Source organism: Labrys sp. E2SS-1L (assembly GCF_057073705.1).
This window is the reverse complement of the sequence record NZ_CP172712.1, coordinates 3824924-3851790: the sequence shown is the minus strand read 5'-3', so window position 1 is coordinate 3851790 and position 26867 is coordinate 3824924. Positions and strand designations below refer to the sequence as shown.

General features: G+C 63.6%; 25 protein-coding genes. 21 read left to right on the top strand and 4 right to left on the bottom strand.

The annotated features are described in order from the left end of the window. Positions 1-420 precede the first annotated feature (420 nt). Positions 421-1218, top strand: coding sequence for a tetratricopeptide repeat protein (locus tag ACIGJE_RS17860; protein WP_311934785.1), 798 nt, complete (start codon positions 421-423; stop codon positions 1216-1218). A gap of 208 nt (positions 1219-1426) precedes the next feature. On the opposite strand, the gene ACIGJE_RS17855 is transcribed toward ACIGJE_RS17860, so the two are convergent. Then, on the bottom strand, positions 1427-3604 hold the full coding sequence (locus tag ACIGJE_RS17855; protein WP_415081280.1) for a CHASE2 domain-containing protein: 2178 nt from the start codon (positions 3602-3604) through the stop codon (positions 1427-1429). A 271-nt stretch (positions 3605-3875) separates the two neighbouring features. On the opposite strand from ACIGJE_RS17855, the gene ACIGJE_RS17850 reads away from it, so the two are divergent. Next, positions 3876-4619: a FecR family protein gene (locus tag ACIGJE_RS17850; RefSeq protein WP_311934783.1), complete on the top strand. Its 744-nt coding sequence runs from the start codon at positions 3876-3878 to the stop codon at positions 4617-4619. Positions 4620-4637: 18 nt separating this feature from the next. Here the strand turns inward: ACIGJE_RS17850 and xth are convergent, their stop codons facing one another. Beyond that, positions 4638-5420 (bottom strand): exodeoxyribonuclease III, encoded by a 783-nt coding sequence (gene xth, locus ACIGJE_RS17845; protein ID WP_415081417.1) that lies wholly within the window; start codon positions 5418-5420, stop codon positions 4638-4640. Between the two features lie 4 nt (positions 5421-5424). Continuing rightward, positions 5425-5754 carry an iron-sulfur cluster insertion protein ErpA gene (gene erpA / locus ACIGJE_RS17840; protein WP_068297179.1) on the bottom strand — a complete coding sequence of 110 codons (330 nt, stop codon included), beginning with the start codon at positions 5752-5754 and terminating at the stop codon, positions 5425-5427. A gap of 140 nt (positions 5755-5894) precedes the next feature. Between erpA and ACIGJE_RS17835 the strand changes: the two genes are divergently transcribed. The 14 genes from ACIGJE_RS17835 (at position 5895) to ACIGJE_RS17770 (ending at position 21165) form a co-directional block, all read left to right on the top strand. Next, a complete protein-coding gene (locus ACIGJE_RS17835; protein WP_415081277.1) occupies positions 5895-7115 on the top strand; it encodes a deoxyguanosinetriphosphate triphosphohydrolase in 1221 nt (406 codons plus the stop codon). A gap of 7 nt (positions 7116-7122) precedes the next feature. Beyond that, positions 7123-8250: a DALR anticodon-binding domain-containing protein gene (locus tag ACIGJE_RS17830; protein ID WP_415081275.1), complete on the top strand. Its 1128-nt coding sequence runs from the start codon at positions 7123-7125 to the stop codon at positions 8248-8250. 67 nt (positions 8251-8317) lie between these two features. Further along, positions 8318-10030 carry an SPOR domain-containing protein gene (locus ACIGJE_RS17825; RefSeq protein ID WP_415081273.1) on the top strand — a complete coding sequence of 571 codons (1713 nt, stop codon included), beginning with the start codon at positions 8318-8320 and terminating at the stop codon, positions 10028-10030. 175 nt (positions 10031-10205) lie between these two features. Beyond that, complete coding sequence (gene nagZ / locus ACIGJE_RS17820; protein WP_311935950.1) at positions 10206-11228, top strand: beta-N-acetylhexosaminidase; 1023 nt, start codon at positions 10206-10208, stop codon at positions 11226-11228. After that, entirely contained in the window at positions 11229-12026 is a 798-nt protein-coding gene (locus ACIGJE_RS17815) for a segregation and condensation protein A (RefSeq protein WP_311935953.1), read from the top strand. A gap of 222 nt (positions 12027-12248) precedes the next feature. Continuing rightward, positions 12249-12881, top strand: coding sequence for an SMC-Scp complex subunit ScpB (gene scpB / locus ACIGJE_RS17810; RefSeq protein ID WP_376717664.1), 633 nt, complete (start codon positions 12249-12251; stop codon positions 12879-12881). 123 nt (positions 12882-13004) lie between these two features. Next, positions 13005-13235 carry a twin-arginine translocase TatA/TatE family subunit gene (locus ACIGJE_RS17805; protein ID WP_311935957.1) on the top strand — a complete coding sequence of 77 codons (231 nt, stop codon included), beginning with the start codon at positions 13005-13007 and terminating at the stop codon, positions 13233-13235. Between the two features lie 100 nt (positions 13236-13335). Beyond that, positions 13336-13797: a Sec-independent protein translocase protein TatB gene (gene tatB / locus ACIGJE_RS17800; protein ID WP_311935960.1), complete on the top strand. Its 462-nt coding sequence runs from the start codon at positions 13336-13338 to the stop codon at positions 13795-13797. Position 13798: 1 nt separating this feature from the next. Next, the gene (gene tatC / locus ACIGJE_RS17795) at positions 13799-14581 is read left to right on the top strand and encodes a twin-arginine translocase subunit TatC (protein ID WP_311935963.1); all 783 of its coding nucleotides are present in this window, start codon (positions 13799-13801) and stop codon (positions 14579-14581) included. A gap of 38 nt (positions 14582-14619) precedes the next feature. Beyond that, a complete protein-coding gene (gene serS, locus ACIGJE_RS17790; protein WP_415081269.1) occupies positions 14620-15903 on the top strand; it encodes a serine--tRNA ligase in 1284 nt (427 codons plus the stop codon). A gap of 181 nt (positions 15904-16084) precedes the next feature. Further along, positions 16085-16855 carry a 5'/3'-nucleotidase SurE gene (gene surE, locus ACIGJE_RS17785; RefSeq protein WP_415081267.1) on the top strand — a complete coding sequence of 257 codons (771 nt, stop codon included), beginning with the start codon at positions 16085-16087 and terminating at the stop codon, positions 16853-16855. Continuing rightward, positions 16852-17538, top strand: a complete 687-nt coding sequence (locus ACIGJE_RS17780) for a protein-L-isoaspartate(D-aspartate) O-methyltransferase (RefSeq protein WP_367622785.1) — start codon at positions 16852-16854, stop codon at positions 17536-17538. The genes surE and ACIGJE_RS17780 overlap by 4 nt, the downstream gene beginning before the upstream one ends. 290 nt (positions 17539-17828) lie before the next feature. Continuing rightward, a complete protein-coding gene (locus ACIGJE_RS17775) occupies positions 17829-19049 on the top strand; it encodes a cytochrome P450 (protein ID WP_415081264.1) in 1221 nt (406 codons plus the stop codon). 316 nt (positions 19050-19365) lie between these two features. Further along, the gene (locus tag ACIGJE_RS17770) at positions 19366-21165 is read left to right on the top strand and encodes a peptidoglycan DD-metalloendopeptidase family protein (RefSeq protein WP_415081262.1); all 1800 of its coding nucleotides are present in this window, start codon (positions 19366-19368) and stop codon (positions 21163-21165) included. Positions 21166-21257: 92 nt separating this feature from the next. On the opposite strand, the gene ACIGJE_RS17765 is transcribed toward ACIGJE_RS17770, so the two are convergent. Further along, positions 21258-22124 carry an ATP-binding protein gene (locus tag ACIGJE_RS17765; RefSeq protein ID WP_311935977.1) on the bottom strand — a complete coding sequence of 289 codons (867 nt, stop codon included), beginning with the start codon at positions 22122-22124 and terminating at the stop codon, positions 21258-21260. A gap of 411 nt (positions 22125-22535) precedes the next feature. On the opposite strand from ACIGJE_RS17765, the gene yajC reads away from it, so the two are divergent. From yajC to ACIGJE_RS17740, 5 genes are all read left to right on the top strand, one after another. Next, the gene (gene yajC, locus ACIGJE_RS17760; RefSeq protein ID WP_311935980.1) at positions 22536-22886 is read left to right on the top strand and encodes a preprotein translocase subunit YajC; all 351 of its coding nucleotides are present in this window, start codon (positions 22536-22538) and stop codon (positions 22884-22886) included. A 132-nt stretch (positions 22887-23018) separates the two neighbouring features. Then, complete coding sequence (gene secD / locus ACIGJE_RS17755) at positions 23019-24617, top strand: protein translocase subunit SecD (RefSeq protein WP_483678206.1); 1599 nt, start codon at positions 23019-23021, stop codon at positions 24615-24617. Positions 24618-24638: 21 nt separating this feature from the next. Then, positions 24639-25580: a protein translocase subunit SecF gene (secF, locus tag ACIGJE_RS17750; RefSeq protein WP_311935986.1), complete on the top strand. Its 942-nt coding sequence runs from the start codon at positions 24639-24641 to the stop codon at positions 25578-25580. 6 nt (positions 25581-25586) lie between these two features. Continuing rightward, positions 25587-25967: an Mth938-like domain-containing protein gene (locus ACIGJE_RS17745; RefSeq protein ID WP_311935989.1), complete on the top strand. Its 381-nt coding sequence runs from the start codon at positions 25587-25589 to the stop codon at positions 25965-25967. After that, positions 25964-26851: a phytoene/squalene synthase family protein gene (locus tag ACIGJE_RS17740; protein WP_311935994.1), complete on the top strand. Its 888-nt coding sequence runs from the start codon at positions 25964-25966 to the stop codon at positions 26849-26851. Before ACIGJE_RS17745 ends, ACIGJE_RS17740 begins: the two co-directional genes overlap by 4 nt. Positions 26852-26867: the final 16 nt, after the last annotated feature.

The window sequence follows — 26867 nt, the reverse complement described above, 5'->3', positions numbered from 1 at the left end:
GAAGTCTTGCGTTGACGGCCTCCGGCCGTCGACTTGGCCGCGTTCCTGCCACAAAGTGACCGCTGAATTCAGCCCGCACCTTGGAGCATCAAGATCTCCAGCGGGCTGAACGTAGTTGAGTTGCTTGAGTGGCGGTCGAACTTGGATAGAGCTTTTCGCGAACACGCAATGGACAGCGCCGGACTTGCCAGTGGTCGTGTCCACGTGCCCGGAAGATTCCGCCGGCCGGCCAGTGCCGTCGCGAAAAAGCCATCAACTTTGCGGCTTTGGCAGAAGAGCCGCCGTGAATCGGTCAAAGAATCGGCAGAAGTGTCGGCTATGTCCTTCACTATGAACCAGATTTCTCTCTTGGCCGACCGGCAAACCGCAGGCGGACCCCTTGGTCGGGTCCCGGCGCGCCATGGCAAATCGCTTGCCAGGATGCGCTGTCTTCTGCGTGCGAGCGGCCTGGGCCTCTTGCTATCCCTGGGCTGCGTGACGGCACAGGCTTTCGATGGCACCAAGACGCCGGCGGACGATCCTTCTCCGATGCAGGCCTTCCGCAATGGCACCAAGGCCTACAAGGCCGGCGACCTTGCCGGGGCATCCCAGGCGCTGGAATTCGCCGCGAGCAAGGGACACGCTTTGGCCCAATGGAAGCTCGCTCGCATGTATTCGGAAGGGGACGGCGTTCCCCGCGACGACAAGAAGGCGTTCGACTATTATCAGGCCATTGTCGACGCCCATGGCGAAGATAGCCCGGATACCGCCCAAGCCCGCTTCGTCTCCAGCGCGATCGTCGCGCTCGGTTCCTATTATGTTTCCGGCATCCCCAATGAGGTGAAGCCCAATCCCAGGCATGCGACCGAACTGTTCCAGTATGCCGCCACCTATTTCGGCGACAGCGATGCGCAGTACAATCTCGGTCGCATCTATCTCGACGGCAATGCCGTGCAAAAGCGCGATGCCATCACGGCGGGCCGCTGGCTGCGTCTGGCCGCCGACAAGGGTCATCGCCAGGCGCAGGCCGTGCTCGGCCATCTCCTGCTGTCGGGCAACGACATGCCGCGCCAGGGCGCACGTGGCCTGATGTATCTGACTTTGGCGCGTGACGGTGCCAATGGCGAGCGCGACCAGTGGATCATCGATCTCTATGATGATGCCTTCGCCAAGGCCACGCCGGACGAACGCGAGATGTGCCTGACCTATCTGGCGCAGTTCCTCAAGGACCATTCATAGTCCGGCGGTTGCGGTTTCCCTTTGTGTGGAATTCGGAGTGTCAGCCTCCGGCTGGCACTCTGCTCGCCGATAAGATGTCAGCCGGAGACTGACACTCCCAATCCCGCATGTCCTTAGGCAAATGAGTGGCGGGCCAGGGATTTTGTCGGGAAGCACCGGGGCTGTTTCCTGGCGCGGCAAGCGCCTCCCCAACATGGGTCGGCATTCGTCAGAGCTGCGTCACGCCCTGCCAATCGAGTTTAGGGTTTCCTATCAATCTATTGAAATGCTTTGAATAATAATCGAACAGGCGCTGGTAGCCCCGTTGATAGGCCGCTGCGTTCTTGTCCAAGAGTGCCAGGGCTTGCACGAAATCGCCGGCCCGGTAGGGGCCCAGGATTTCTGCCTGGGCGACCTGCAGCCGGAAGAAGTCGGTATCCGCCTCGCCGGTGTGAAGGGCGAACAGTCCGATAGCCCCTTGTCGACCGCGTACCATGGCACGGTCGAGCTCCAGGAAGGGCATGCCGGCCGCGGCCCGGCTGGTGGCCTCGGTGACGAGAACCTCCACGCCATAGAGCTTCGTCAGGGCCTCCAGGCGCGAAGCGAGGTTGACCGCATCGCCGAGGGCCGAATATTCGAGCCGCTGCTCCGAGCCGAGATTGCCGACGCAGGCCTCGCCCGTATGCAGCCCGATGCCCATCTGGATCGGCGGATCGCGGAACTCGCGTGCCATGCCGGCGATGTCCAGCGCAGCCTTGCAGGCGAGCGTCGCATGGTTCGGCATGTCGAGCGGCGCATTCCAGAAGGCCATCATGCCGTCGCCGATGAATTTGTCGATGGTGCCGCTATGGCGAAGAACGGCCTCCGTCGCCGGCGTATGGATGCGGCGGATCAGCGACACCACCCCCTCCGGCGACTGGGTCTCGGCAATGCCGGTGAAGTTGCGCACGTCCGAGAACATGATGGTGAGTTCGCGGATCTCGCCGCCGAGCACGATGCGATCCGGCGCTTCGACGAGACGCTCCACCACCGCCGGCGTCACGAAGCGGCCGAACATCGAGCGCACCTCGGCCCGCCGGTGCTCGGCCTCCTGGTAGTGATAGACCGTGGCGGCAAGAAAGACGGAGAGGGTACCCACGCTCGGCATCACCGCATCGAACAGCACGCCCTGCCGCACATAGAGGATCCAGCTCCAGCACGCGATCATGATCGGGATGGAAAGGCCAGCCACGGTCGAAACCAGTGGCATGTTGCGGGTGCGCCTCAGGATCCAGGCCAGCAGGCTGCCCAGGGCGAGGATCAGAAATGCCTCCAGGCCGCGCATCCAGTCGGGGCGCACCAGGCTCGCGCCGGCGAGCACTTGTTCGACGATCTGGGCATGCACCTCGACGCCGGGGATGGCCTCTTCCACCGAGGTGCTTCGCTGATCGCGCAGGCCGATGGCGACTGCGCCGACGAAGACGATGTGATCCTTGATATCCTGCGGATTGAAGCTGCCGTCGAGGATCGAGGCAGCCGAGATCCAGGACGACGGCTCCGATCTGCGCGCAACCAGGCGGACCTCGCCGTTGCTGTCCGTGTCGATGAAGATGCTTCTGTCGCCATCGCCGATTCGGATGGTGTTGATGCCGCTTTGGACACCAAAGGCGGGCTGGCCGCTGGCATTGGAAGCGCGCACCATGAGGGTGTCGGCGCCCATGGCGACGCGAATGGTTTCAAGCGAGAGGGACGGCGCCACCTTGCCGCCGATGGCGACGAAGGTCGGTACCTTGCGGATGACGCTGTCACCGTCGGGAAACCAGTTGATGGCACCCGCTCCCCGGGCCGCGTCATAAAGGACGGGAAGCGGCATTTTGGCGGCCGGGAAGGAGGGCAGGAAATTGACGGGATCATCCCCGACCTGCCCGTATCCGCTCTTGATCTTGACCGGCTCGCCGGCATCGGTTCCCAGAAGGCCGAGCACCACGGGTATGTTCGCCATGGTCTGGGCAAACATGACGTCGTAGGAGGCGGTGGAGGCGCTCATGGCTTTTTCCAGCGCTTCCCGTTCGGCACTGGTGGGCAGCTTCTTCACCAACAGTCCAGGCGAGGTCTGGTCGGCCTCGCTGAACAGGACGTCGAAGGCAACCACGACCGCACCGGCATCGGCCAGCTTTTGAGTGAGTGTGGCGATCACGCTGCGCGGCCAGGGAAATTGGCCGATTTCGGACAACGATTTCTCGTCGATCGCCACGATACGCACGGGCGAATCGGGATCGCGCCCCTTGGCGTGCCAGCGTTGATAGGTGTCGAAGACGATGTCCTGCAGCCGGGGTAGGGGGGCGGGACCGAGCAAAGTCAACAGGCTGAAGATCAGCAGCGGCAGAGCCACCACCAGCGGATATCCAAGGAAGCGCTTCAGCCGCATGTCGATGTCACGCTCATACTCCGGCACAGCAGGTACTACTGGAGGAATTCGCCCCGCTCGGCCAGTGAATTATCAGCTTTTCCCTTGCGGCAGTTGGGGCGGCCGGGTTGTAGGTCACAAAAGTCTCGCCTCTTGATCACGGGAGGGAATGCGTCATGATGGCCTTGGCATCGCTGCCACCCCTTCGGCTCGCTCAATCCGGGCACCGGCGGTCGGAGGCCGGTTTTCGCCAACACCAATATAGTGACCGGACATAGGGCGGATTATCGGCATGCCACGATCGCGCTTCCTGACTCTCCGCTTCGTTGGGCTGGCGGCAGCCTGCGGCTTGGCCTTTTCGCCCGCCTATGCGGCCGAGACCGTGGGCAACACGGTCGGCGTGACCCCGGCCGCCATCGGCACGGTTGCGGGAGAACTCGGGGTCGATATCGCGGTCTATCGCGACGAGACCGTGCGGACCGGTCCTTCGGGGGCGCTCGAAATCAAATTCCTCGACCAGACGCGTCTGGCGCTCGGTTCTTCGGCATCGGCCAAGCTCGATCGCTTCGTCTATTCGGGCGGTCAGGCCAGGGACGTGGTGATCGGCCTGTCGAAGGGGGTGTTTCGCTTTGCCAGCGGTGTCTCCGCCAAGAAAGCCTATTGGATCCAGACGCCGCTTGCCGGGATCGGCGTGAGAGGGACCAATTTCACGGCCGAAGTCGGCGACAATTATGAGCGCTTCACCATTTGGGAAGGTGCCATCGAGGTATGCCCGCGCCAGCGGGGGCTTTCTGTCGATCAGGAGCGCCGGCGGCGTTGCCCGCTTCTAAAACGGCGGGGAGAGACGATTACCATCTTCCCCGGCAGCAGGTCGCGAAGGGGCGGGCCGCCGGTGGTGTTTTCGCCTCACTGTGCCGAAGCCGGCGCGGGGGCCCAACTCTGCGGGCGCTATGGCGGTGAGGGAGGCAAGAATCGTGGCCAGAGGCGGCCCGGCTTCAACTTCCCAACCTTCAACCCGCCGCGGCAGCGAGGCTGACGACGCGATCTTTGGTCGTCAGAGGGCAAGATCGCAGCGAATCGGCACGTGGTCGGAAGCCTTTTCCTGCCCACGCATCGCCTTGTCGATGGCACAGCCCTGCAGGCGCGAGGCCGCCTGCGGCGACAGCAGCAGATGATCGATGCGAATGCCGTTGTCCTTCTGCCAGCCACCGCCCTGATAGTCCCAGAAGGTATAGTGTCCGGGTGCGTCCTCGCACGACCGGAACGCATCCGTCAGGCCGAGCGCCAGCAATTCGCGGAACTTGGAGCGGCTCTGCAGCAGGAAGAGAGCGTCGTTCACCCATTCCGCCGGATTCTTTGCGTCGGCGGCCTGCGGGATGATGTTGTAGTCGCCCGCCATCACGAAGGGCTCTTCGAGCGCGAGCAGACCGCTGATATGCAGCCTGAGGCGCTCCATCCAACCGAGCTTGTAGGGGTATTTCTCGGTGCTGACCGGATTGCCATTCGGCAGATAGATCGACGCGACCCGCAACGCGCCCGACGAAGTCGAGATCACCGCCTCGATATAGCGGGCCTGTTCGTCGCCATCGTCGCCCGGCAGCCGCGTTTTCACCTCGTCGAACGGATGCTTGGAGAGGATTGCCACGCCATTGAAGGTCTTCTGGCCATGGACGGCGACATTGTAGCCCAGCGCCTCGATGTCGGCGGCGGGAAAGGCCTCGTCCACGCATTTGATCTCCTGCAGGCAGACCACGTCCGGTTGGGCGTCCTTCAACCAACCCAACAGATGGGGAAGCCTTTGGCGGATCGAGTTCACGTTCCAGCTGGCAATACGCACCATGTCACACCGAGAAGCTGGTGCCGCAGCCGCAAGCGGCGGTGGCCTGCGGATTGTTGATCTTGAAGGCGGAGCCGATCAGGTCCTCGACATAATCGAGTTCGGCACCTTCCATATATTGCTGCGACATCTCGTCGATCAGCACCGTGGCGCCTTCCTTGGCGATCGCCAGGTCATCCTCGTGGCGTTCGGTGTCGAAGACGAATTTATACTGGAAGCCGGAGCAGCCGCCGCCCTCCACGCTGATGCGCAGCATCGAGCCGGACGGTTCACTTTCGAGAATCTTGGCGATCCGACGCGCGGCACGGTCGCTCACGGAAACGGGACTGGTCATGGCATCCTGCAAATCTGGCTGCATCTTGTCCCGAAAATATGTGCGATGGGCCAAAGGTTCAATGCCGGATCGCGCTGTAAAGAAGCTTTGCCTTGGCACGTGGCAACCTCTATTGAGGCGCAAGCAAGGCGTGAGGCGCGATGGCCGAACTCGAGATACCCGATTGCGTGATCCGGCCTCGCGGTCCGTGGGCGGTGGCGCCCCAATCGCGCGGGCGGCTGTTCGCCGAGCCGCAGTCGCCGACTCGGACCGATTTCCAGCGCGACCGCGACCGCATCATCCACTCCACGGCTTTCCGCCGCCTCAAGCACAAGACCCAGGTTTTCGTCGCGCATGAGGGCGACCATTATCGCACCCGGCTGACCCATACGATCGAGGTCGCCCAGATCGCCCGTTCGATCGCGCGTTCCCTGGCGCTCGACGAGGATCTGGCCGAGGCGCTGGCCCTGGCGCATGATCTCGGCCACACGCCGTTCGGCCATACCGGCGAGGATGCGTTGGACGAGGCGATGCGCGCCTATGGCGGCTTCGACCACAATGCGCAGTCGCTGCGCATCGTCACCCGCCTCGAGCGGCGTTATGCCGAGTTCGACGGGCTCAACCTTGCCTGGGAAACGCTGGAAGGGTTGGTCAAACACAACGGGCCTCTGCTGCAGCCGGATGGCAGCCCGGTGGCGCGCTATCGCGAGCGGGGCATTCCCGTCGCCATCCTGGAATATCAGGCCCAGCAGAATCTCGAACTCGAGAGTTTCGCCAGTGCCGAGGCGCAGGCCGCTGCCATCGCCGACGACATCGCCTACAATGCGCACGACATCGATGACGGGCTGCGCGCGGGCCTGTTCGAACTCGCCGATCTCGGGCAGGTGCCTCTCGCCGGCGAGTTGCTTGCCGAGATCGCCGATCGCCACCCGGACCTCGATCGCAGCCGCACCACCCACGAATTGATGCGCCGCGTGATCACCCGGCTGGTGGAGGATGTGATCGGCATGGGCAAGGCCGCCTTTACCTCCGGTCTCTACCGATCGAGCGAGGACGTGCGGGCTGCCGGCAAGATGCTCATTGCCTTTTCGCCGCCCGTCGCGCTGGCCGACAAGGGCATCAAGGGGTTCCTCTATCCCAACATGTATCGCCATGAACGGGTGATGCGCGTCCGCATGCATGCCGCACAGGTGGTCACCCGGCTGTTCGACCGTTTGTTTGCCGACATCAGCCAGATGCCGGCCGAATGGTGCGAGGGGCTGGAGGGCGCTCGTGAGGACAAGCGCGCGCGCCGTGTCGCTGACTATATTGCCGGCATGACCGATACTTTTGCCATCAACGAGCATCGGCGCCTGTTCGGAACGGCGCCGGATCTGCGCTGACATCGCCATGGATCTGATCGAATGGCTCAGGCGCGGCGTACAGGACGCCGTTGCCTCGCTTCAAGCTGGGGGACGTCTGCCCGCCGGTCTCGATCCGACCTCGATCGGCATCGAGGTGCCGGATCGAACGGGGCGTGGCGATTTTACCTGCAATGCCGCCCTCGTGCTGAACCGGCCGGCAGGGATGCCATCCCCGATCCTGGCTGCTCTCCTTGCCGAAGCGCTGGAGAGCATGGATGGCATTGCCAGCGTTGAAATTGCCGGCCCCGGCTTCCTGAACCTGACGCTGGCGCCGGCGGCATGGGCACGGATGCTTGCCGGCGTGCTGGAGGCGGGCAGCCGTTATGGCGCCGGTGAGCGCGGCGGGGCAGGGCACCCTACGATCGGCTTCGACGCCACCGATCCGCAGAGCACCCGGCCCCTGTCACCGGCCCGCTGCGAGGCAGTCGGAACAGCCCTGGCCAATATGCTGGACCATCTCGGTTTTCGCGCGGACAGGCAGTTTCGGGTACCTTCGCAGCGCGCCGATGTCGTTGTCCGGCTCGGACCGCTTGTCGGCGTGAAGGGGCGAGACCCTACGGCCGTGACGGGGCATCTTGCCGACGATCTCGATCTTTCGATGATCGCGGGCATCGTCGGCGACGACGCCGCTCGTCTGGGCATGCTGATCGAGCCTGCCGATGCTCCGCTCGTGCTCGATCTCGATCTCCTGCTCGATCAGAGCCATGCCAACCCCGTCTTTGACCTGCACTATGCCCATGCCCGCTGCCGGGCCCTGCGCCAACAGGCGGAGATCAGGGGACATGGCGATTCCGATGAAGATCGCTGGGATGTTCGAGCTTTCGAGGATGGGGGCGCGCAGTTGATTCTGCGCTTGCTCGCCCTATATCCAAGCCAGATCGATCTCGCCGTGAGGCAGCGCGAGCCCTGCCGGCTGCTCCACTATCTGTGCAGCCTGGCTGGCGGGCTGCACCGGCAATATTATCGCAGTCTCGGGGCTCCGTATTTACGCTTCATTAGGGATGATGATCGATTGTTAACAGGCGCCCGCTTGGCGTTGGTGCGCGGGGTCGAGGCGGTTCTTAAGTCTGGACTCGGCTTGCTCGGCAGTTCTGCGCCGGACGAGATGCGCTGAAACGAGATCGGCCCTTTTGGCCGCAGATCGCCCCCCGGCGATCGACCAGCCTGGTCAGGAACGAGTCATGATTGAAACCGAACATCGCCGTGTCGCAGCCAGCAACAGCGATCAATGGCTGTCCGATCTGGCAACTGCAGGTGGCGATCGCGATGTTTATGCTGAAAGGCGTGACACAAAGGCCTATGCTTCGGCCGGCGTTTTGCGTTCGCGGGAGGCGGGCATGACGGATCGCTATGATCGCAATGGGCACGAGATTCGCGACGGCCATCCCGAGACCGTGTCCAAACATGCGCAGGCCGAGCAGGCGCAAGCCTATCAGGACGACTATTACGGCGACGACCAGGACGTCGCCACGCGCCAATCGAAGGCCTATGTCTTCGACGACGAACGCGAGGAGCAAGGCCCCGAATGGGTCTATGACGAACAGCGCGGAGTCTGGGTCGATCGTGACGGCAATCCCTATGTGGAAGCCTATCCCGAAGGCGAGGAAGATCGCTATGCGCCGGCCGCCGATGATGAATATCTGGCGCCGCGCGCCGAGACCCGGATGCCGCGGCGCAAGTCTCGTGGCAGTGCCGTCAGTCTTGCCGCTCTCGTCCTCGTCGCCAGCATCGGTGGCGGCCTCGCCTATGTCTGGAAGAAGGGCGGCTTTGTCGGTAGCGACATTCCGGGTATCGGCAGCGCACCGCCGGTGATCAAGGCGAGCACGGACCCGGTCAAGATCAAGCCGGCTGAGAACGCTGCGGCTGCCAGCCAGCCGACTCACGAGATCTTCAATCGCAGCAACCAGACCGCTTCCGTCGCCAATGAGCGGCTGGTGCGTCACGAGGAGCAGCCGGTTGCGGTGGTGCCGACCCGACCCGAAGGGGCCGCAGCCCCGGCCCCCGCGGCGCCCGACGCCAATGCGACGCGTCCGGTGACAACCAGCAACATCGTGCTGCCCAATCCCGAAGGCGCTGCCGCGCCCGACCAGACGGCCAGCAATGCCACGGAAACCCAGGTTGCGCAGGCACCCGACGAGCCGCGGCGGGTGAAGACCATCAAGATCATGCCGGACAGTTCGGTGGTGACGGGTGAAGCCCCCATCACCAATGCCGAGCCGAGCGCTCCGCAGACCCGTTCCGTGGACGTCTCGGCCCTGGCGCCGACGCCTCCTGCCGATCAGCCTTCGTCTGAGGCGGCTCCAACGGCTCCTGCTGTTGCTCCGCAAGCCGCTCCGGTCGTCCAGGGCGATGCTGGCCAGGCCACGTCGCCGGCCCCCGCTGCCCCGGTTGCAACCGTGCCCGCCGGCTCGGCTGCCGCCCTGCCGGACGACCAGACGCCACAAGCGCTGCCGGGCGAGGAAGATGGCGGTGCGACCACGGTCGTCGAGCCGACTCAGGCGCAGGCACCGCCGCCGGCGGTACCGCCTGTCCGTCCTCGCCATATGCCGCCGGCGCCGAAACCGGCGCAGGTGGCGTCGGCCGAACCGACTGCAGGGGCAGCCCCGGCCGCCGCATCGGCTCCGACCGCGGCCCCGGTCGCCAATGGCAGCTATGTCGTCCAGGTTTCGTCGCAACGCTCGCCGGCTGATGCGCAGAGCGCCTTCCAGTCGCTGCAGCGCCGTTTCGCAGGTGTGCTGGGCGGTATGAAGCCGTCGATCCGCAAGGTCGATCTACCCGATCGCGGCACTTATTACCGGGTGCGGGTCGGAGGATGGTCCACGCCGGCCGAGGCCACGGCCTTCTGCGGCAAGCTGAAGGCTGCCGGTGGGGACTGTGTGATCGCCCGCAACTGATTGCCGGCTGATTCGAGCCCGCCGCCGTTCATGCGCGCCGCGCCTGAATCTGACGTCTGAGAGATTTCGGGCAAGCCGAACTGGATCGGGGCGATCGGGGGCCGGGTTCCGATCGCCCCGATCCAGTTCGGCTTGCCTGTTCTTCATATATTTCCCGAAAGCCGAAGAGACTGTCATGCCCCAATCAGCGCTGATCCTGGGTTGTTCCGGCCTGTCGCTCACCCCTGACGAGCGCGCTTTCTACCGTGATGCGAATCCCTGGGGCTTCATCCTGTTCCGGCGGAATGTCGGCACGCCGGCGGAAGTGCGAGCCCTGACGGCTTCCTTGCGCGAGACGGTGGGACGCGATGCGCCCGTTCTGGTGGATCAGGAGGGCGGACGGGTCCAGCGGCTGACGGCTCCCCATTGGCCGAAATATCCGGCCGCGCGGCTCTATAGCCAGCTCCATGCCAATGATCCGGTGACACGCCGCGAGATCACCCGGCTGGCTGCGAGACTGATCGCGCACGATCTCCTTGAGGTCGGTATCAACGTCGATTGCCTGCCGGTGCTCGATATTCCGGTGCCAGGAGCCCATGACGTGATCGGCGACAGGGCCTACGGTCTCGACGCGACCACGGTCGGCACGCTCGGCCGGGCCGCGGCCGAGGGCATGATCGCCGGCGGCGTGCTGCCCGTGATGAAGCATATGCCCGGCCATGGCCGCGCCGGCGTGGACAGCCATCTTTCGCTGCCGATCGTGGCGGCGGGCCGGGCCGAGCTCGAATCACTCGATTTCCTGCCCTTCCGCATGCTCGCCGACATGCCCGCCGCGATGACCGCGCATGTGGTTTACGAGGCTTTGGATCCGTCATCCCCAGCTACGACGTCCAAAAAAGTGATCCGCAATGTGATCAGGAAGGCAATCGGCTATGATGGTCTCCTGATGAGTGACGATCTTTCCATGCAGGCGCTCGAGGGAACATTGGAGCAACGCGCGGCAGCGGCCTTCGCGGCTGGCTGCGATCTCGGGCTGCATTGCAACGGCAAGATGGATGAGATGATCGAGGTGGCGCGGGCCGCTCCAAGCCTGTCAGGCAAGGCACGCCGCCGGGCCGATGCCGCCTTGGCCCGCATCCGCCACCTGCCGGAGCCGCTCGACATCGACGAAGCGCGGGAACGGCTGGCGGCGGCGCTTGCCAGCGGAGGCACGGTTTGAATGAGCGATGAGTTCGAAGAAGAGGTGAGGGCGGATAAGGCGGTCAGCGATCCCACGCTCGTCGTGGATGTCGACGGCTTCGAAGGACCGCTCGACCTGCTGCTCGAATTGGCGCGGCGCCAGAAGGTCGATCTTACGCGCATTTCTATCCTCGCCCTTGCCGAGCAATATCTCTCCTTTGTCGAGGAGGCCCGCCGTCTGAGGCTCGAACTGGCGGCCGACTATCTGGTGATGGCGGCTTGGCTCGCTTATCTCAAGTCGCGCCTGCTGCTGCCGGAATCGCCGAAGGGCGAGGAACCGCCCGCGGCCGAATTGGCCGCCGCCCTTGCCTTCCGCCTGCAGCGCCTGGAAGCGATGCGCAATGCCGCCGCCCAGCTGCAGGAGCGGGCCGTTCTGGGCCGCGACGTGTTCAAGCGCGGCATGCCCGAAGGCATACGGCTCAACAATCATGGGCGATTCGAAGCAACGCTGCATGATCTGCTCTCTGCCTATGCCCAGCAGCGTCAGCGCGCCATGGTCGGTTATGTGAAGCTGCCCGAGCGCAATGTCTGGACGCTGGCCGAAGCGCGCGAGTTGCTGGAATCGCTGATCGGGCCGGCGGCGGACTGGCTCAGTCTCGACGAATTTCTGGTGGACTATCTGGCCGAGCCCTCGACACGGGCCACCGTTCGGGCCTCTAGCTTCTCCGCGAGCCTCGAACTCGTGAAGGAAGGCAAGCTCGATTTGCGTCAGGCTACGCCCTTCTCGCCGATCTATCTGCGGTCGCGTGGTGAAGCCGGCCAGACCGATCCTTCCTGATCGAGCCATGGCTCGATCAGGAAGGATCGGCAGCATCTCAACCCTCCTGTGCGGAACGCCGCCGAGGGCCAGCTGTCGGTTCGAGGACGAGGCAGGTTTTGGTAAACCATGCGGCCCGCGCTTCATTCTTGTGGCGCAGCCCGCATAGGGAAGGGTTAGGCTTTGGGCGAAATTGCATCGTTCCAACCGGAAGGCACGGCACAGACCGATCTGCAGCAGCATATGCGCTTGATCGAAGCCTTGCTGTTCGCGGCAACGGAACCGCTGGACGAGGCGACGCTGGCATCGCGGCTGCCCGAGGGCGCGGATATCGGTGCCGCCATCGGCGCCTTGCAGGCCGACTATGCGACCCGTGGCGTCAATCTGGTCAGGCTGGGGGGGCGCTGGGCTTTCCGCACCGCCGACGACCTCGCCTGGATCCTGTCGCGCGATGCCTATGAGACGCGCAAATTGTCGCGGGCGGCGATGGAAACCCTGGCAATCATCGCCTATCACCAGCCGGTGACCCGCGCCGAGATCGAGGACATCCGCTCGGTGTCGATCTCCAAGGGCACACTGGATGTGCTTCTGGAAACCGGTTGGGTGCGCCTGCGCGGGCGGCGGCGCGCACCGGGACGACCGGTGACTTATGGCACCACGCCCGCATTTCTGGAGCATTTCGGCCTGGATGGCGTCGGCGACCTGCCTGGGCTCGATGAGCTCAAGGGAGCGGGCCTGCTCGATGGCCGCCTGCCGCCTGGCTTCAGCGTGCCCATGCCCAATGATGACAGCGCGCTGGCGCCGGATGAGGAGCCGCTGGAAGCCGCCGACCTTTCCTTCGCATTTCCGGAACCGGAACCCGAACATGAAGGTTGAGTAAGAACGGCAAACCTTCTTGTTTTTGCCGTCAAGCCCGCCTAGATTCTGCTGGGATCATCGGGTCGCGTGCGGCGCCGTTGTTGTGTTGTTGCAATCGGCTTTGCCGCGTTGGAGGGTATCATGGGTACATGGGGTATCACGCACTGGATCATTCTGGCTGTCGTCGTACTCGTCCTGTTTGGTGGACGCGGCAAGATTTCCGACTTGATGGGTGACGTTGCCAAGGGCATCAAATCCTTCAAGAAGGGCATGGCCGATGACGAACCGACGACTGCCCAGCAGCCTGTGAAGACGATCGATGCGCAGGCCGGCACGACCGTCAATCCGACCGAGCAAACCAAGGCGGGCTGAGCTGGCCCGGTTTGTGCCGGCGGCGTCAGCCTGAAGACTGGGTCTTTCTAGGCTCCGCGTTAATGCGCGGAGCATTTCGTTTCGCCAGACCGAGCGTTGCATGTTTGATATCAGCTGGAGCCATATCCTGATCGTGGGGGCAGTGGCTGTCGTCGTCATTGGCCCCAAGGAACTGCCCAGCACGATGCGCTCCCTCGGGCGGGGCGTGAACAAGCTGCGCCGTATGGCGGGCGAATTCCAAGGCCAGTTCAACGAAGCGCTCAAGGAAGCCAATCTCGAGGATGTCAAAAAGGAATTCGACACGCTGCGCCAATCCGCGGCAACCTTGAGTAGCATCAGCAGCCCCGCAGGCCTGGCGCGCAACGCCCTGAAATCCTCGGTGTTCGATTCGGAACCGCCGCTTAGTCCGGCGGCAATCGCGCCGATTCTGGAGAACGGGGCGGTGGCTGCCACGCCAAGCGAGCCTTCCATCGCCGGGCCAAACCCTTCATCCTTGGCTGCCAAACTCGTCGGGGTCGAAATCCCCTCCGCCTTCGCCCCCCTTGCAGCGTTCAAGTCCTAAGATGACCGAAGACGACATCGACGCCTCCAAGGCGCCGCTTCTCGATCACCTGATCGAGCTACGCTCACGCCTGATGAAATCCGGCATTGCGTTCATCGTGCTGTTCATCGGCGCCTTCGCGATTTCCAAATCGATCTATCTCATCTTGCTGTGGCCCTATGAATGGGCAGCGGCCGGCAATCCGGTCAAGCTGATCTACAATCATCCGCTCGATTTCCTGTTCACGCAGATTCGGGTTGCTTTCTTCGCCGCTGCTTTCGTCGGCTTTCCCTTCTTCGCCATCCAGATCTATCGTTTCGTCGCTCCCGGCCTCTACAAGCACGAACGCAATATCTTCCTGCCCTATCTCATCGCCACTCCACTCTTCTTCTTCCTGGGCGGGTTGCTGGTCTATTTCCTGGCGATGCCGGCAGTGATGCATTTCGCGTTGGGCATGCAGCAACTCGGCGGCAGCGGAATCGCCACCATCGAATTGCTGGCGACTGTCGATGGCTATCTGTCCTTGCTGATGAACCTCATCTTTGCCTTCGGCTTGGTGTTTCAGCTTCCGGTAGTGTTGACCCTTTTGGGCCGGATTGGCGTGGTCGACTCGACCTTCCTGACGGAAAAGCGCCGCTATGCCATCGTCATCGTGTTCGCGATCGCCGCCGTGCTGGCGCCACCCGATCCGTGGAGCATGATCGCGCTTGCCGTGCCGGGCGTGCTCCTTTACGAACTCTCGATCTATTCGGTCCGGTGGGTTGAGAAGAAGCGCGCGGAAAGCGATACGCAGGCTTCGGAATAGCCCGTCGGTGTCCCGACGACCGTTCTGGAGTTGATCTCATGTATGATGTGAAGTGGATCCGCGAGAACTCGGGTCTCTTCGACCAAGGCCGGGTTCGCAGAGGGCTCGAGCCGCTGTCCGCCACCATACTCGAGCTCGATGAGAGCCGCCGTGCGCTCGTTGCCCGGCTGCAGGCCTCCCAGGAACGTCGCAACGCCGCCTCCAAGGAGATCGGTGCGGCCAAGCAGGCCAAGGATGAGGCCAAGGCGCAGGCCCTGATGGCCGAAGTCAATGCGCTCAAGGCTTCGATGCCGGCTGACGAGGAGGCGCTCCGCCTCGCCGACAAGGCCCTTTACGATCAGCTCATCTCGATCCCGAACCTGCCGCTCGACGAGGTTCCTACCGGTGCTGACGAACACGGCAATGTCGAACACCACCGCCATGGCGTGGCGCGGGCCTATACATTCGCCCCCAAGGAGCATTTCGAGCTGGGCGAAACTCTCGGCCTGATGGATTTCGAGATTGCCGCCAAGCTCTCCGGCTCCCGCTTCGTGGTGCTGCAGAGGGGCCTGGCCCGGCTCGAGCGCGCGCTCGGCCAGTATTTCATCGACAAGCATACCGGCGAGCACGGTTATACCGAGGTCGCGGCGCCCTTGCTGGTGCGCGACGATGCCATGATCGGCACGGCCCAGTTGCCGAAATTCGCCGAGGATCAGTTCCGTGTTCAGCCGGGCGATTTCTGGTTGATTCCGACGGCCGAGGTTTCGCTGACCAACCTGGTGCGCGACGCCATCACCGCCGAGGAGGAACTGCCGCTGCGCTATACCGCGCTGACCCACTGCTTCCGGGCCGAGGCGGGCGCGGCGGGGCGCGATACGCGCGGCATGATCCGTCAGCATCAGTTCCAGAAGGTCGAACTCGTCTCGGTCACCACGCCCGAACAGAGCCGGGACGAGCATGAGCGCATGCTCGCCTGTGCCGAGGCCGTGTTGAAGGGCCTCGACCTGCATTACCGGGTGATGACCCTGTGCACCGGCGATATGGGTTTCGCCTCGCAGAAGACCTATGACATCGAAGTCTGGCTGCCGGGGCAGGGGCTGTTCCGGGAAATCTCCTCCTGCTCGGTCTGCGGTGACTTCCAGGCACGCCGCATGAACGCCCGGACCCGTCCGAAATCCGGCGGCAGCCCGCGTTTCGTGCATACGCTGAACGGTTCGGGCGTGGCGGTCGGCCGCGCACTTGTGGCCGTGATGGAGAATTATCAGAACGAGGATGGCTCCATCACCGTTCCGGACGTTCTGGTTCCCTATATGGGCGGCCTGCGCCGGATCGAAAGACAGTAAATCTCGCTCCCGCGCATCTTGCCGCACCGTCCTTGATTCCAGAATCAGGAAGGGTGAGGCAATCATTTGTTTCTGCAGGGATTTCTGCAACGGCAGGGGATTGCGTACGACAAAGTCTCGCCGGAGCTCCTTTTCCTGTGGCACACTAGCTATGGACTCAGCGAACAGGGACGGACGGCGGATGCGAGTTTTGATTACCAACGATGACGGCGTCCATGCGCCCGGCCTGGTTTCGCTGGAGAAGATCGCCCGCAGCCTCAGCGACGACGTGATCGTGGTTGCACCGGAGACGGATCAGTCCGGCGTTTCCCACTCCCTCTCGCTCAGCACGCCGCTGCGCCTGCGGCAGATCGATGAAAAGCGCTACGCCGTCAGCGGGACGCCGACCGATTGCGTGCTGATGGGCGTTCAGCACCTGCTCAAGGGCAGGCAGCCCGACCTGGTGCTGTCCGGCGTCAATCGCGGCCAGAACATCGCTGAGGACGTTACCTATTCCGGTACGGTGGCGGCCGCGATGGAGGGGACCGTCCTGGGGATTCCATCCATCGCTCTCAGCCAGGCCTATGGCATCGGGGGCAGGGACGGCATGCGTTGGCATTGCGCCGAACAGCATGCACCCGGTGTGATCCGCAAGCTGCTGGCCCACGGTTTCGCCAAGGGAACCTTGTTCAACGTCAATTTTCCCGATTGCGAGCCCGAGGAGGTCGCCGGGATTGCGGTCACCACGCAGGGGCAGCGCGATGCCGCCCTCGTCGACGTGGTCGAGCGGCAGGATTTTCGTGGCGGTCCCTACTACTGGCTGGCTCCGCGGCGGGAAACGCCGCCCCGGCTCGAGGGCACCGATCTGGCCGCCCTTTTCAACAAACAGATTTCCGTGACCCCCCTCCATCTCAACCTGACCGACGTGCCAGCCCTGCAACGGCTTTCGGATAGCTTTGAAACGGTGCGATGACGGACAACATGACGGATTACGAGCCCTTTGTGAATCCCGATGACGAACATGCGCAGGAGATGATGGCTTTCATCCTGCGCCTGCGCCGCCACGGGCTGACGGATCAGAAGGTGCTGAATGCCGTTTCCACTTTGCCGCGCCCCGTCTTCGTGCTGCCGGAATTCGCCGAGTTCGCCTGGCGCGACCTCAGCCTTCCCATCCAGTGTGGCCAGACCATCACGCCGCCCGTGCTTGCGGCCACCATTGCCGAGCGCCTGGATGTCGAGCCGCTGCATCGCGTGCTGGAGATCGGTACGGGTTCCGGCTATCTGACCGCGGTGCTCGGGCGCCTCGCCAAGCGAGTCCTCACGCTCGACCGCTGGCGCACCTTGGTCACCGAGGCTGAGGAAAGGCTGCGGGCCGTCACCATCCTCAATGTCACGATGATGGTGGCAGACGGCAGTTCCGGTTGGCGCCAGCAGGCACCCTTCGATCGTATCGTCACGACGGCCGCAATGAGCGAGGTGCCCGAGGATCTGCTGGATCAACTGGCCCTGGGGGGACGGATGATCGCGCCCATCGGCCCGCCGGGCGAAGAGCAGCAATTGACCATGATCGTGCGCGACGCCGACGGTTTCCATCATACGCCGCTGATGGACATCCGCGCCGCATCGATGATTCTGGGCGTTGCCGACCGGCTTTAAGCCGCCGTCGAGTTTGAAGCGGAAGCGAGATTCGGCGCAGTCATCGCTGGTATCACGGTACAATTGCGTCTTTCCCGTTGAGCCGGACTTTCAATTGCTCGACTGCAGGGCAGGGGCGAAGCCCCGACGCGCGGATGCAGACAAATTCAGGTGGCGAAGGGATGGCGGGATACCTCCATCCCGTGCAGTATGCGGCGGTTTCCGACGGTGCGGGACTGGCAGCCCAGGTCTGATTTCAAGATCGCCCCTGGTCGCTCAGTCAGAACCGCAACTCGGTTGGGGGATTTGAGATGACCGAACAGACAGCACAACAATTCAATTCAGATATTCCAACATTCAGCATTGCCGAACTGGATCAGGACACGCACGCCCTGTTCCGCAAATTTCGACCGGAAACCCCCTTCATCCGACGGGACGACGGGCCGCTCTTCGTCCTGCGCGCCAAGGACGTCGTCAGCCTCACCACCGACGAGCGCACCCGCCAGATCGAAACCGAACTCCTGCAATTGAGGGGTGTCACCTCCGGACCTCTGTTCGACTTCTACGACAAATGCATGCTGCTTTCGAATGGGGCTGCCCATAGGCGGCGGCGCGGCCCGATGGCGCGAACCTTCGCCTTCAAGATGGTTGCCGAGGTCCGCCCCAAGGTGAGGGCGATGGCAGAAAAACTGATCGACCAGCATTACGAGGCTGGCGGGATGGACCTGTTCGAGGACTATTCGGCGATCATTCCGGCCCATACCGTCGCCGCCATTCTTGGGATGCCGGAGGCCGACATTCCGAAATTCGCGGATTGGATCTATGTCATCGCGCGCAGCCTGGGCACGTCCTGGACGGAAAAGGACATCCCCGAGCTCGAGGATGCCTGCCGGCAGATGACGGATTACATGTATGAGCTGGTCGCGGAACGCCGCCAGAACCCGCGCGGCGATTTCCTGTCCGACTATATCGCCGCCATCGACGAGAATCCGGAGATGACGCCGCTCGAGGCGATCATGCAGATCATCATCGTGGTGCTGGGCGGCAGCGATACCACGCGGGCCTCGATGGCGATCCAGATTGCCCTTCTGCTCGAGCATCGCGACCAGTGGCAAGCCGTGTGCGACGATCCCAGCCTCATTCCCGGAGCGGTTTCCGAGGCCCTGCGATTCGAACCCTCGGTCGCGTCGCTGCCGCGGCTAGTGCTGGAGGAGATCGAGATCGGTGGTCACACATTGGCGCCGGGATCGCTGCTGATGCTCTCCACCATGTCGGCCTTGCGCGATCCCGATGTGTTCGGCGAGCCGGATCGATTCGACATCAGGCGGACGGATCATACACGCTGGCACTATGTCTTCGGCGGCGGCGCCCATCGCTGTCTGGGTGAAGCCCTGGCAAAGGCGGAGCTGGAAGAAGGGTTGGCAGCGCTCGTCAGCCGTATTCCTCAAGCCAGGCTCGTCGGCAAGCTGAAAGTCGAAGGTCATGGCGGCATTCGCAGTGCCGAGGACCTGCGCCTGGAATGGTCGCGTTGAGCCATTTGTGAGTCGCGCCGGTGAAGCTGATTCCCTGTGGGCGCCGGCGCGGCAACTCTTTAACGCATGGGGCAAGGCCAACCCTGTCCCCTGATTGTGATCGCCTGTCGGAGAACCCATAGCAATATGATGCGGTTGCTTGAAAAGCACTGCAATCTCAATGGCGTGGGCGGAACAGGCTCCGAGGTGTCCGCTCGCCTGCAATCGGCGCCGTTCCCGGATTTTGTCCAAATTGAGTCCAGCTCTTAAGGCGTTGTTTACCCCAATAGAGGCTTAATCACCCCATCTTCTTCTCAAGCGTGGGTGTGAGCGTCCTATGCGTTTTCCGATCGAATTGATCCGTTCGCGCCACTTGTCGCGCGTCGCCGTGATCGCCCTGGTGGCTGGCCTCGCAGCAAGCTGCAGCGACACATCGAGGTTCGCCCAGAACCCCTTTTCCAATCCGTTCACCTCGAGTGACAACCAGTTGGCCTATGCCCAGCCGCAGCCTTCCAAGGCGAGGCCGCGCTACGACAACTCCGGCTATGCCGTCAACACCGTGCCGGCGGCGGGTGTGGTCGCCTCGCAGCCGCTGCCTCCGGTCGGTGCCGTGGCACAGCGCAGCGCGCCTTCCACGCAATATCGTCTGGCGCGCGGCGAGCAGCCGATCGTAACCGGCGCGATCTCCACGCCTGCACCGCAGATCGGCGGCTTCAGAGCGGGGGGGTGGACCGCCACGGGCGGAACGCCGGTTACGGCCGCTGCTGGAGAGACCATCAACACGCTCTCCAACCGCTACGGTGTGCCTTCCGACGCGATCATGAAGGTCAACGGGCTGACCTCCCGTTCGCTGGCGCCCGGGCAGCAGGTTATCATCCCTGTCTACAATGCGGCCCAGAATGGCAATGGCGCAGTGACGACAGTTGCCGCTACCGCCGACCAGCCTTATCCGGGCGACGTGCCCGAGACGTCACGCGGCAGCGTCGGCGAGGTCAAGGTTCGCCCTGTTGCGACCACGCCGGCCGCCGGTGCGAAGCCGAGGCCGGCTCTCGTCGCTGCTGCTTCCGGCATTCACGTCGTCAAGCCAGGCGAGACGTTGACCTCGATCGCCAAGGCCTATGGCACGACGCGCCCCCGCCTTGCCAAGGAAAACGGCATCGATGAATGGATGAGCGTCAAGATCGGCCAGAAGCTGGTCGTGCGCGGTACGGCCCATGCCGCGGCGGCGGTGCCGGCACCGGCTGCCGAGGCTGTCGACAACCGCCCGCCGCGTGACGTGCCGGTCGCCGCCGCCGTTCAACCGAGGCCTGTGGCTGCTCCCAAGCCGGTGCAGGCGGCGCGTGCCGCAGCTCCGGTGCCGGTGAAGACCGCCAAGACGCAGAAGTCGATTGCCGCCGAGGCGATGCAGGTTGCAGCCCCGCATGGGCAGGCCGTCAAGACTGCCACCGTCAAGCCGGTGACGGTCAAGCCGGTTCAGACGGCGAAGGTCGCTCCGGTCGACGCCAAGGCCAAGCCCGCTCAGGTCGCGGCCGCCAAGCCGATCGATCCGACCAAGGCGAACAAGCTCAAGGCTGAGAAGCTGGCTGCTGCCAAGCAGAAGGTGCCGGCCAGCAAGCCTGCGCAGGTGGCGGCTGCCAAGCCGGTCAAGCCTGCCGAAGTCAGCCAGCCTGCGCCGGTTGCAACCGGGACGATCTCGCCCTCCGCGAGCCTGCCCCAGCAGGCTGCTCCCGCCGCGGAACTGCCGAAGGATGCCAATGCCGCTGCGTCGGGTAACCCTGAGTTCCGCTGGCCGGTGAAGGGGCGCATCATCCAGAACTTCGGGCGCAACAGCGACGGCATCAATATCTCGGTGCCGGAAGGCACCGAGGTGAAGGCCGCCGAGGATGGTGTCGTCGCCTATGCCGGCAACGAATTGAAGGGCTATGGCAACCTGATCCTGATCCGCCACGCCAATGGCTATGTCACGGCTTACGGCCATGCCAAGGATCTCGACGTCAAGAAAGGCGAAACCGTCCGGCGCGGTCAGACCATCGCGACCGCAGGCCAGACAGGCAACGTGACCTCGCCGCAGGTGCTGTTCGAAGTACGCAAGGGTGCCGCGCCGGTCGATCCGACCCGCTATCTCTCAGGCACCTGATACCGAAATCTGCTTCTCCGCGAGACCCCGAAGCAGCTCGAGTGGCCCGGCAGCGATGTCCGGGCCACTTTTCATTGAGCCGACGGAACAGGTCAGCTCAACGCCTTGCCCAGGCGGCCGGCAAGATCCTGCACATATTGCCAGGCCGTGCGGCCCGAGCGGGCGCCGCGGGTCGTCGCCCACTCCAGCGCCTCGGCCCGCATGGTGTCACGATCGAGGTCGAGGCCGAAATGATCGGCATAGCCATAGACCATGTCGAGGTAATCGTCCTGGCTGCAGCGATGGAAGCCGAGCCACAGGCCGAAACGATCGGAGAGCGACACCTTTTCTTCCACGGCCTCGCCGGGATTGATCGCGGTCGATCGCTCATTGTCGATCATGTCCCGAGGCATCAGGTGACGCCGGTTCGAGGTCGCGTAGAAGATGAGATTGTCCGGGCGTCCCTCGACGCCGCCTTCCAGCGCTGCCTTGAGCGACTTGTAGGAGGTGTCGTCGCTGTCGAAAGAAAGATCGTCGCAGAACACGATGAAGCGATAGGGGGCCTTGCGGGTGAGATTCATCAATTCGGGAAGGCTGTCGATGTCCTCGCGGTGAATCTCGATCAGCTTCAGGATGCCACCGACCTTGGCGTTGATATCGGCATGGGAGGCCTTCACCAGCGACGACTTGCCCATGCCGCGGGCGCCCCAGAGCAGGGCGTTGTTGGCAGGCAAGCCGCGTGCGAAGCGCTCGGTGTTGTCGACCAGGAGATCGCGCACCAGGTCGATGCCCTTGAGCAGCGGCATGGCGACCCTGTTCACCTTGGGCACGGGCTGCAGATATTTCTCGCCGGCCTGCCAGATGAAAGCCTCGGCGGCGTCGAAGTCGGCCTTGATGGCGGCGGGGGGCGCCAACCGCTCCAGGGCGTCGGCGATACGGGCGAGCAAGTGCGGCAATTCTCGGGATGAAAAGTCAGTCATGGCAACCAGATGAGATGAACGTGAGTAAGCCCATCGTCTCTAACGCGCCGGCGGGGCGCTGAAAAGCGGCGGCATGCCGCGCCTGCCTCCAAGTGCGCGACAATGCCTTGTGCGAAAACCCGGGCGGATCTCGGCAGAACGATGCCGTTGCAAGGCCGGTGCCTGTTCGCTGCCACTTTTAGGACGGGGATGCGATTGAGGATAGGGGATGCGATTCCCTGGCCGCCCCCCAGCAGCGCCTGGTCAAATCGGTGATGCCGGAATGGACGGTTTCCCACACCGTTGGCCATGAATTTTTCGTCATGTGCTGAGCGAAAGTGGCGTTCTGTTTGCTTTCGGTGGCTGGTTCACTATATTCCGCGCGAATTCGCGGCCGGGCTGTCCCGGCCGCTTCTCTTGAGAGGCGATCCCATGTTCACGACACCAGCCTTTGCCCAGGCAGCCCAGGGCGGCGGCGACCTGTTCTCCAGTCTCGGCGGTACGCTGCTGCTGCCGATCGCGATGTTCGTGATCTTCTACTTCCTGCTGATCCGTCCGCAGCAGCGCAAGGCGAAGGAACAGGCCGCTCTGCTCAAGGGAATCCGTCGTGGCGACACCATCGTGATGTCGGGTGGCATGATCGGCAAAGTCACCAAGGCGGTCGAAGGCGAGTCCGAGATCGAGGCCGAGATTGCCGAAGGCGTTCGCGTGAAAGTCATCCGCGAGATGGTGGCCAGTGTCCGCTCCAAGACCGAGCCGGTGAAGAAGTCCGAGGCGGCCTGAGGCCTTTTGGGGTAATTCCCCTCTTTGGCTTCGATCACAAGACACGATAAGAGACTCAGGATAGGGTCGGCGGGGTTCTTCATCTCCCGACTGTCCTGAGAATAGCCTGTCAAGGCTCGGAATTGCTCCGCTATGCTGCACTTTTCTCCCGCCAAGACGGCTTCGGTCCTTCTTACCTTGCTGATCGGCCTATGGCTGGCCGCACCCAATCTGATGCCGGCCAACTGGGTCAAGGCCATGCCGTCCTGGCTGCCGCACAAGACGCTGACGCTCGGGCTCGATCTCCAGGGCGGTTCCTACTTCCTGCTCGAGATCGACAAGAATGCGGTGATCAAGGAACAGGTCGCCAGCCTGCGTTCGCAGGCGCGCCAGATCCTGAACGACAACAAGATCCGCAGCCAGGCCGCTCTGCAGGGGCGCGGCATCCTGGTGACGCTGCCCAACCCGGCCGATACCGAAAACGCCGTCCAGCTGCTGCAGGTGCTGGGCAATCCGGCCGACGGCAATCTCTTCGGCACCGGCAACCGCACCGCGACCATCGCCTCCTCGACGCCGGGGCAGGTCAGCGTGGCATTGACCGATGAAGGCCTGCGCGACCGCATGACCCGCATCGTCCAGCGTTCGGTGGAGATCGTCGGCAACCGCGTCAACCAGACCGGCGTGGTCGAGCCGATCATCCAGCGCCAGGGCGAAGATCGCATCGTGGTGCAGCTGCCGGGTCTGGATGATCCGGATCGTTTCAAGAATCTGCTGGGCCAGACGGCCAAGCTCGAATTCCGCCTGGTCGATCTGAGCATGCCCGTCGATCAGGCCATGCGGACCCGCCCGCCTGTCGGTTCCACGGTCCTGCCATCGTCGGATGGCGGCCAGAACTATCTGATCGAAGACCAGGTGATGGTTGCCGGCGACGAACTGACCGACGCCCAGGCGAGCTTCGACCAGAACACGCGTGAGCCGGTCGTTTCCTTCCGCTTCAACACCAATGGCGCACGCCAGTTCGGCCGTGTCACCACCGAGAATGTCAACAAGCCCTTCGCCATCGTGCTCGACGGCAAGGTCCTGTCGGCGCCGGTCATTCGTGAGCCGATCACCGGCGGCTCGGGCCAGATCTCGGGTAATTTCACCACACAGCAGGCGCAGGATCTGGCGCTGCTGCTGCGCTCGGGTGCCTTGCCCGCGCCCATGACGGTGATCCAGGAACAGACGGTCGGCCCGGGCCTCGGCCAGGCCGCCATTCGCGCCGGTGAGATGGCCGCCCTGGTCGGCTCGATCCTGGTCATCGGGTTCATGATCGCCAGCTATGGCCTGTTCGGCATCATCGCCTCCGTCGCCGTGGCGCTCAATGTTGGCATGATCTTCGGCATCCTGTCCCTGCTCGGCGCGACGCTGACCCTGCCGGGTATTGCCGGCATCGTGCTGACGGTCGGCATCGCCGTCGACTCCAACGTGCTGATCTATGAGCGCATACGCGAGGAAGTGCGGGCCGGACGAACCGTGCTGATGTCGCTCGATGCCGGCTTTGCCCGGGCGCTGGCGACCATCCTGGATTCCAACATCACCACCTTCATTGCCGCCGCCGTGCTGTATTTCGTCGGCACAGGCGCCGTGAAGGGCTTCGCGGTGACGCTGGGGATCGGCATCATCACGACGGTGTTCACCGCCTTCACGGTCACGCGCCTGTTGGTTTCCTGGTGGTATCGCGGGGTCAAGCCTCGTTCCATCCCGATTTGATAGATTGATGGAGTGAGCGCGGTGCGCCATCTTCGCATTGTTCCCGACAATACCAGTTTCGGCTTCATCCGGTTCCGGCGTATCAGCTTTCCGATTTCGGCCGTGTTGTCGATTCTGGCTCTGGTGCTTTTCTTCACCCACGGCCTGAACTACGGCATCGATTTCAAGGGCGGCATCGCCCTTGGCGTCACGGCCCAATCGGGGCAGGCCGATGTGCAGGCCATTCGCGACAAGCTGGCGCCGCTTGGGCTGGGCGAGATCCAGATCCAGAGTTTTGGCGACAAGGGACAGGTGCTCATGCGCATCGCCCTCCAGCCGGGCGGTGATGCCGAGCAGAATGCGGTTGCCGAGAAGGTCAAGCAGACGCTGGCGCCCGACTATATCTCCGGCAAGGACGACCAGATCCAGATCATCGGTCCGAGCGTTTCGCAGGAACTGGTGACGGTCGGTACCGTCGGCATCTTCGTCGCCATTCTGGGTATTCTGATCTATTTGTGGTTCCGCTTCGACTGGCAGTTCGCCGTAGGCGCCATGATCGCCAACGTCCATGATATCGTGCTGACCATCGGCTTCATGTCGGTGACGCAGATCGATTTCGACCTCACCAGCGTCGCCGCGCTGCTGACCATCCTCGGCTATTCGCTCAACGATACCGTGGTGATCTATGACCGTATTCGCGAGCTCCTGCGCAAATACAAGAAGAAGCCGATGGATGAGCTCCTGGACGAGTCGATCAACGCCACGTTGTCGCGCTCTGTGATCACCCACGTCACCGTGGCACTGGCCTTGCTGGCCCTGCTTCTGTTCGGGGGGCACGCCATTCACAGCTTCACCGCCACCATGCTGTTCGGCGTCGTGCTGGTCGGTACCTACACCTCGATCTTCATTGCCTCGCCCGTCCTGATCTATCTGGGCCTGCGTCCGGGCAGCCATGAGACGGCAGGCGGCGACAAGCCGGAGTAAGCTGCCATGACCGGAGGCGAACGCCGCTTCCTGCCGCGCGTGGCGCCGATCGATGCCTATGGCACCGGCGGCTTCCGCTTTGCGGAGATGTCGCATCGCGGTTCGCTTCTGTGCCTGCCCTCCGGCATGCATGCCTGGCCGGTGACGAGTGCAGCGGAGTTGTCGGCAAAGGCGTTCGAACCAGTCTTCGCCGAAGCCGATGCCATCGAGATCCTGCTCGTCGGCACCGGCCCCGACGTCGTCTTTTTCCCCGAGGCATTGCGCTGGCGTTTCCGCGATCTCAAGATCGTCGTCGATGCGATGCCGACCGGTGCGGCGACCCGCACCTGGAACGTCCTGCTCGCCGAGGATCGTCGCGTCGCCGCCGCCCTGATCGCCGTACCATGAGCGCCGATCGCCCGGCCAATGCCCTGGCCAATTCCAATATCAGCATGAGCAACGAAGCCTATTGCGCGAGCCTGCTGCGCGAACATGACCGCAATCGCTGGCTTGCCAATCTGTTCGCGCCGGCCGAGCACAGGCGCGCCCTCAATGCGCTTTACGCCTTCAACAGCGAAATCGAGCGCGTGAGGGACATGGTGTCGGAGCCTCTGCCGGGCGAGGTCCGCCTGCAATGGTGGCGGGACCTGCTGGAGGGGCAGGCGAGGGGGCAGATATCCGGACACCCGGTTGCCTCCGAACTTCTGGCCGCGATCGATCGCTACCATCTGCCGGCCTCGGCGCTCGTAACCCTGATCGACGCCCACACGCACGACCTCTATGACGATCTGCTGCAGAGCATCACCGATCTGGAAGGCTATTGCGGCGAGACCTATTCCAGCCTTTTCCGTATGGCCGGCCTCATCCTTGCCGATGGCGGTGACCCCGGCAGTGCCGATCTTGCCGGGCATGCCGGCGTGGCCTATGGCATAGCCTGCCTGATGAAGCAGGCCGCCCGGCATGCGGCCAGGGGGCAGATCTTCGTGCCGGCCGATCTCGTGCTGAAGCATGGAACGGCTCGCGAGGACCTGCTGAGCGGCCGCAACACCGGCGAGATGCGGGCCATGTTTGCCGAGCTTGCCGGGGTAGCGCTGCAACATCTGGGCACGTCGGAGCAATTGCTGTCTGCCGCCCCCAGTGCGATTGCGCCCGCCTATGTCGGTCTTGCGCTGGTCGGCCCCTTGCTCAGGCGTATGACACGGCCGGGGTTTGACTGGTTTCGCCAAGAGGCCGGCCTGCCGCAATGGCGCAGTCAATGGCATCTATGGCGTTTTTCACGCAGGCTGCGCTAGCTCGGAATAGGGCTGC

Bases quoted from the DNA above. Each gene is read 5' to 3' on its own strand.
- tatB (WP_311935960.1), top strand. From the start codon at position 13,336: ATGTTTGATATCAGCTGGAGCCATATCCTGATCGTGGGGGCAGTGGCT.
- ACIGJE_RS17780 (WP_367622785.1), top strand. From the start codon at position 16,852: ATGACGGACAACATGACGGATTACGAGCCCTTTGTGAATCCCGATGAC.
- ACIGJE_RS17835 (WP_415081277.1), top strand. From the start codon at position 5,895: ATGGCCGAACTCGAGATACCCGATTGCGTGATCCGGCCTCGCGGTCCG.
- ACIGJE_RS17830 (WP_415081275.1), top strand. From the start codon at position 7,123: ATGGATCTGATCGAATGGCTCAGGCGCGGCGTACAGGACGCCGTTGCC.
- ACIGJE_RS17855 (WP_415081280.1), bottom strand. From the start codon at position 3,604: ATGCGGCTGAAGCGCTTCCTTGGATATCCGCTGGTGGTGGCTCTGCCG.
- tatC (WP_311935963.1), top strand. From the start codon at position 13,799: ATGACCGAAGACGACATCGACGCCTCCAAGGCGCCGCTTCTCGATCAC.
- erpA (WP_068297179.1), bottom strand. From the start codon at position 5,754: ATGACCAGTCCCGTTTCCGTGAGCGACCGTGCCGCGCGTCGGATCGCC.
- ACIGJE_RS17850 (WP_311934783.1), top strand. From the start codon at position 3,876: ATGCCACGATCGCGCTTCCTGACTCTCCGCTTCGTTGGGCTGGCGGCA.
- nagZ (WP_311935950.1), top strand. From the start codon at position 10,206: ATGCCCCAATCAGCGCTGATCCTGGGTTGTTCCGGCCTGTCGCTCACC.
- ACIGJE_RS17770 (WP_415081262.1), top strand. From the start codon at position 19,366: ATGCGTTTTCCGATCGAATTGATCCGTTCGCGCCACTTGTCGCGCGTC.
- ACIGJE_RS17775 (WP_415081264.1), top strand. From the start codon at position 17,829: ATGACCGAACAGACAGCACAACAATTCAATTCAGATATTCCAACATTC.
- ACIGJE_RS17740 (WP_311935994.1), top strand. From the start codon at position 25,964: ATGAGCGCCGATCGCCCGGCCAATGCCCTGGCCAATTCCAATATCAGC.
- ACIGJE_RS17815 (WP_311935953.1), top strand. From the start codon at position 11,229: ATGAGCGATGAGTTCGAAGAAGAGGTGAGGGCGGATAAGGCGGTCAGC.
- surE (WP_415081267.1), top strand. From the start codon at position 16,085: ATGCGAGTTTTGATTACCAACGATGACGGCGTCCATGCGCCCGGCCTG.
- secD (WP_483678206.1), top strand. From the start codon at position 23,019: ATGCTGCACTTTTCTCCCGCCAAGACGGCTTCGGTCCTTCTTACCTTG.
- scpB (WP_376717664.1), top strand. From the start codon at position 12,249: ATGCGCTTGATCGAAGCCTTGCTGTTCGCGGCAACGGAACCGCTGGAC.
- ACIGJE_RS17745 (WP_311935989.1), top strand. From the start codon at position 25,587: ATGACCGGAGGCGAACGCCGCTTCCTGCCGCGCGTGGCGCCGATCGAT.
- ACIGJE_RS17825 (WP_415081273.1), top strand. From the start codon at position 8,318: ATGATTGAAACCGAACATCGCCGTGTCGCAGCCAGCAACAGCGATCAA.
- serS (WP_415081269.1), top strand. From the start codon at position 14,620: ATGTATGATGTGAAGTGGATCCGCGAGAACTCGGGTCTCTTCGACCAA.
- ACIGJE_RS17860 (WP_311934785.1), top strand. From the start codon at position 421: ATGCGCTGTCTTCTGCGTGCGAGCGGCCTGGGCCTCTTGCTATCCCTG.
- yajC (WP_311935980.1), top strand. From the start codon at position 22,536: ATGTTCACGACACCAGCCTTTGCCCAGGCAGCCCAGGGCGGCGGCGAC.
- ACIGJE_RS17805 (WP_311935957.1), top strand. From the start codon at position 13,005: ATGGGTACATGGGGTATCACGCACTGGATCATTCTGGCTGTCGTCGTA.
- ACIGJE_RS17765 (WP_311935977.1), bottom strand. From the start codon at position 22,124: ATGACTGACTTTTCATCCCGAGAATTGCCGCACTTGCTCGCCCGTATC.